Annotated in this window: 6 protein-coding genes; 2 read left to right on the plus strand and 4 right to left on the minus strand. The window is 42.5% G+C overall.

Going from position 1 to position 4,776, the window contains the following annotated elements; all coding sequences use genetic code 11:
• Positions 1 to 6: 6 nt before the first annotated feature.
• The 3 genes from ricT to tmk are packed head-to-tail and all read right to left on the minus strand — an operon-like array spanning position 7 to position 2,430.
• A complete protein-coding gene (ricT, locus tag Q0K03_RS07095; RefSeq protein ID WP_297239012.1) occupies positions 7 to 876 on the minus strand; it encodes a regulatory iron-sulfur-containing complex subunit RicT in 870 nt (289 codons plus the stop codon).
• Complete coding sequence (locus tag Q0K03_RS07100) at positions 873 to 1,805, minus strand: DNA polymerase III subunit (RefSeq protein ID WP_297239013.1); 933 nt, start codon at positions 1,803 to 1,805, stop codon at positions 873 to 875. The genes ricT and Q0K03_RS07100 overlap by 4 nt, the downstream gene beginning before the upstream one ends.
• Complete coding sequence (gene tmk, locus Q0K03_RS07105; protein ID WP_297239014.1) at positions 1,798 to 2,430, minus strand: dTMP kinase; 633 nt, start codon at positions 2,428 to 2,430, stop codon at positions 1,798 to 1,800. Before tmk ends, Q0K03_RS07100 begins: the two co-directional genes overlap by 8 nt.
• Positions 2,431 to 2,557: 127 nt before the next feature.
• Here tmk and Q0K03_RS07110 point away from each other — a divergent pair, with 127 nt between their 5' ends.
• Both Q0K03_RS07110 and Q0K03_RS07115 read left to right on the plus strand, forming a co-directional pair.
• Positions 2,558 to 3,178, plus strand: coding sequence for a YggS family pyridoxal phosphate-dependent enzyme (locus Q0K03_RS07110; protein WP_297239015.1), 621 nt, complete (start codon positions 2,558 to 2,560; stop codon positions 3,176 to 3,178).
• Between the two features lie 41 nt (positions 3,179 to 3,219).
• A complete protein-coding gene (locus Q0K03_RS07115; protein ID WP_297239016.1) occupies positions 3,220 to 3,993 on the plus strand; it encodes an N-acetylmuramoyl-L-alanine amidase in 774 nt (257 codons plus the stop codon).
• A gap of 13 nt (positions 3,994 to 4,006) precedes the next feature.
• Here the strand turns inward: Q0K03_RS07115 and Q0K03_RS07120 are convergent.
• Positions 4,007 to 4,776: hypothetical protein (locus tag Q0K03_RS07120; protein WP_297239017.1), on the minus strand; the 770-nt coding region annotated here is incomplete at its 5' end.

Below are 4,776 nucleotides of genomic sequence, written 5' to 3' on the forward strand. Positions count from 1 at the left end.
GTCGCTCTATCGTTTTGAAAGCTTTTCTGCCGTTTCATCGTTCTTCTTTTCCTGCGGCCAAAGTTCATCAAAAGACACAAAACGAACTTCTTCCTTGTTTTCCAGTTTGGCCTGTCTTTGTAGAACATTCATCGAAGTGATGCGGTAACGCGTATCTTCAAAAGTGATCTGCGAATTGATCTTCGGCAACCCTTCACGAAGTTTGGTGTAATTCTCATTTTCGTAACGAAGGCAGCACATCAGCTTTCCGCACTGTCCGCTCAGTTTTTGAATGTTCAAAGCCAAAAGCTGATTTTTGGCCATATTGATCGACACCGCTTCAAAATCACTTAAAAACCGGGAACAGCACGTTTCCATCCCGCAGTTTCCCAATCCTCCAATGATCTTTGCCTTGTTTCGCGGTCCTACCTGACGAAGTTCGATGCGACAATGCAGCTGCGCCGCCAGATCCTTGAGCAGCTGACGGAAATCCACCCGATCATCGCTGACATAGGTAAAGATCACCTTCGAACGATCCAGTGTATATTCCGAACTGATCAGATGCATATCCAGATTCAGATCTTCTATGCACTGATGACAGATCTTCATGGCACTTTTCGCTTTTTCTTCATTTTCTTCTTTCTGGATCAGATCGTATTCGGTCGCAAGACGAAGCACCGGCTTTAAAGACCCTTTGGCCTTACTTTCATCGTAGGGGATGCTTGGAGAACACACCATTCCCAATTCTTTTCCCCGTACTGTTTCTACGACCACTTTATCTTTTTCGTTATACGGCACATCCGATCCGAATGTATATGCTTTTTTCGATTCTTCGAACTGAATATATACTATATATTTAAATTTACGATTGTCATTTGAATTCTCGTTGTTTTTCAAGAAACCACAACCTTTCTTATCTGATTATATATTTTATCTAAAAATAATGCGAGTTCAACCGGATGTCTGAGAAGATCCATCGATTCAATCAAGATCTCCTGGATGCGGACCTTTTTTGACAGGGGCAAAGAAACCTCGTCTTTTTTCAAAAAATAAAGCACCCATTCCAGCCATAAGGTAATTTTCTCCCGTGTCATCCGATCGGTCTTGGGAATAAATACTTCTCTTTGCATTTTTAAAACCGTTGAAATATCGTCCCAGTGAAGAACATAGTCTCTGGCCGCTTCCCGGATCAAATCAAAATCATCCCATGACAAAACTTCTTTGGCCCTCTTGGTAGAATAGCCGGCTTCCGTCAACATGGCCGCGTTTTCCGGATTCGTTTCTTCCTCCAACAAAGCTCTCATTCTGGATTGCGAAGCCGGGCGAAACTGGATCCACTGACAGCGCGACTGTATCGTAGGAAGAACGTTGGACTTTTCGTCCGCGCTCAAGATCGCAAAGATCCCCGGGGCCGGTTCTTCCAAAAACTTCAACAATGTATTGGAAGCATCCACGGTCGCGGTATCAAACTGATCCAAAAAATAAATGCGCCGATTTCCGGTTTCGACACTGGTGGTCTCAAAAAAAGACTGCAGATCCACGATATCTTTCTTTTTGATTCGCGCTTTATCGCCATGGATCCATTTAAAATCGATGGCTTCTTCTTTTTCAATGCGTAAACACGATTCACATTCCTGACACGCAAATCCATCTTCATCTCTGTGACAACAGACAAGACTTTGCGCAAACAGAATCGCCATTTCCCTTTTGGGGCTCCCTTTGGGGCCGGCAAATAAATAAGCATGGGCCAATCGCTGGTTCTTAAGCGCATTGGAAAGCGTCTGAAAAACGACCGGCTGTTCTTTTTTCAAGAGTTCTTTATTCATGTTGCGAAAGTACCTCCAGGATCTCTTGGAGTGCCTGTTGTAAAACTTCCTGTTCCCCTTTTTCGGCATCGATCACCGTGATTCTTTCCGGAAATTTCTTCAATAGGATCTCGTATCCTTCCCGTACCTTTTTATGAAAATCATCTTCTTCCAGATCCAGACGATTCGTTTCCCCGCGAAGAGCCATACGTTTTTTTCCTGTTTCTACCGACACCTTCAAAAATAAAGTTTTATGCGGCATACAATCATGGATCGCAAACTGATTCAGCTCCCAGACTTCATCGATACCGATGTTTCGCGCATAGCCCTGATAAGCCAGACTGGAATCCACAAACCGGTCACAGAGGACGATCTTCTTTTCCTGTAAGGCCGGCAAGACCACCTCAACCAAATGCTGACGGCGGCTGGCCGCAAACAACAAGGCTTCCGTACGCGCATCCATATTTGTATTCTCTTCCTTTAGTAAGACATTTCGAATCTGTTCCGCAATCTGGGAGCCCCCCGGTTCTCTTGTATAGATCGTTGAATAGCCTAATTTCTCCAGTTCACAGATCAGATTCATACAAAGCGTGGTCTTTCCCGCTCCGTCATTTCCTTCTAAAGTTATAAATATTCCCTGATTCATTTTTATCACCACATCTATCCTTGGTATTATACCATCTCTAATTTTATGAAACACTACTTTACAGAAAAAAACATCTGTCATTCTTTGGATACAGGCTCTATAATAAAGAGCGAAAGAGGGAATGGAAATGAACACTCAATTGATCAAAGAACTTCAAAATATACAAGGGGTAAAGATCGTCGCTGTCTCCAAGCGCCGAACCAAAGAACAAATCGATGAAGCCCATCGTCACGGTTTAAACACATTTGGCGAAAACCGCGTTCAGGAATTTTTAGAGAAATACGATCCAAAGTATTCCTGGCACATCATCGGCCATCTTCAGACAAACAAAGTGAAATACATCATAGGGAAAGTAGACTTGATCGAATCGCTGGATTCCATTAAACTCGCAAAGGAAATTGAAAAACAGGCGGCCAAACAAGGTTTAATCCAAAAAGTTCTTGTGCAAATCAAGATCTCTGAAGACCCCAACAAAACCGGTCTTCCTTATCAGGATGCCCTTCCTTTTATAAAAGAGCTCCAGTCATTAAAACACATCCAGGTCAAAGGGCTGATGTGTGTGGCCACACATACGGAAGATATGGAACTTGTAAAAGAAGAGTTTATGAAAATGAATCAGCTCTTCCAGGAGCTGAAATCAAAGGATCCGCAAATCGATACCCTTTCCATGGGAATGAGCCACGACTATAAACTGGCCATTGAATGCGGCAGTACCATGGTGCGCATTGGTACAGCTTTATTTGAATAAGACGTTTGCATTTCCCATAAAAACAATGATATACTGACCCCATGCAGACAAAAAAGAAAAAAAGAAGATTAAAACGAAAAGTTAAAATATTTCTTGGCGGCTTTGCCTGCCTGGCCATCGTTTTGTGCATGGTTCTCTTTATCTCCCGCTTTTTAAAAGATCCAGAGGAAGCCCTTCCTGCTCCCGAAGTGGAAACGATCGCAACTCTCTGTATCGACCCTGGACACGGAGGTTATGATTCTGGAACGATTGGGGCCGATGGAGCCATGGAAAAAGACATCAACCTGGAAATTGCCTTACAGATTGGTAAACAAATCACCAAGAAAGAGCCTCGCATCAAAGTCGTCTATACTCGAACAAGCGATGAAGTCACCTGGCCGGAAGAAGAAGTCAAAGACCTGGAAGCCCGTGTTAAGTTTGCGGAAGAACAAAACGCCGATTATTATCTGAGCGTTCATATGAATTCCAATAACAGTCCATCCGTATATGGCTACGAATTCTATATCAAAGAAAACGATTCGTTCTCAAGAGCTGTCACTCGTAAGATCGTCAAAAATTTAGACGAAGCCGAATGGCATTATCACCGCGGAACGATGAACGTGGAAGAGTATCCGTTATATGTCGTAACGGAATCCAAGATCCCGGCCATGTTGTTTGAAGCAGGATTCATGAGCAACTATTCAGAATGTACCGAGCTTCAACAAACCAAAAACCAAAAGATCATTGCCAAGGGAGTCGCTCAGGCTTACATCGATCAAATCTTAAAAGATAAACTTCCAGACGAAGATAAAGAAACAAAAAAAGAAGAAGAATAAACAAAAGCGGAAATCAATCCGCTTTTTGTTTTTCTATCACATCATTTAAACTTTGATCAATAAGATCCGTAAACGCTTTGGCCCCTTCATCATTCGGATGAACGCCATCGCCGCTCAACCATTCCGGATGTGCCGAAACCAAAGAATACCAGTCAATGATGGTTACATTGGAATGATTCTTGGCTACTTCCTGTAAATAGGCATTGTTGGAATCCTGCCATTGAAGATGCGGGCCATAATTGTTGACCCAGAATATGGAATGGTCCTCCCCAATCAGTTCCAATAAAGATTCCACCGCAAAATCATACAGAGTTCCATTGGTTCCCAATGAAACCACAACGGTATCATGGACCCATCCATTATTGACCATCACTTTATACGGATCTTGTTCCTGTCCGATATGACGGCTGACTGCCGCATCAATATGACAGTCGGGATATTTTTCCTGAATATAGTTGGCGGCCGACAACATCACAGAATCCCCCAGGAAAACCAAACCTTCTTTAGAGACTTTCTGAGAATTACCGCTCTTGGAATAATCTTTTGTCTCTTGTTTACCTTCTTCTTTTTTGGTTTCTTCTTTTTTGGGTTTTTCTGTTTCTTTGTTTTGTTGGGCAATCAATTCTTCATTTTTGGCCATTGTTTCCTGAAGTTCAGTGAGATCTTTTTCTTTACTAGTGACTAAACCATAGACTCCTACAGCTTGTAAAGCCATAGAGAAAACCAAATTGACGATCACAAACACATTTCTTGATTTTGGTTTTAAGATCAAATCGGTCCAAA

Source organism: uncultured Faecalicoccus sp. (assembly GCF_944327125.1).
Taxonomy (GTDB): domain Bacteria; phylum Bacillota_I; class Bacilli_A; order Erysipelotrichales; family Erysipelotrichaceae; genus Faecalicoccus.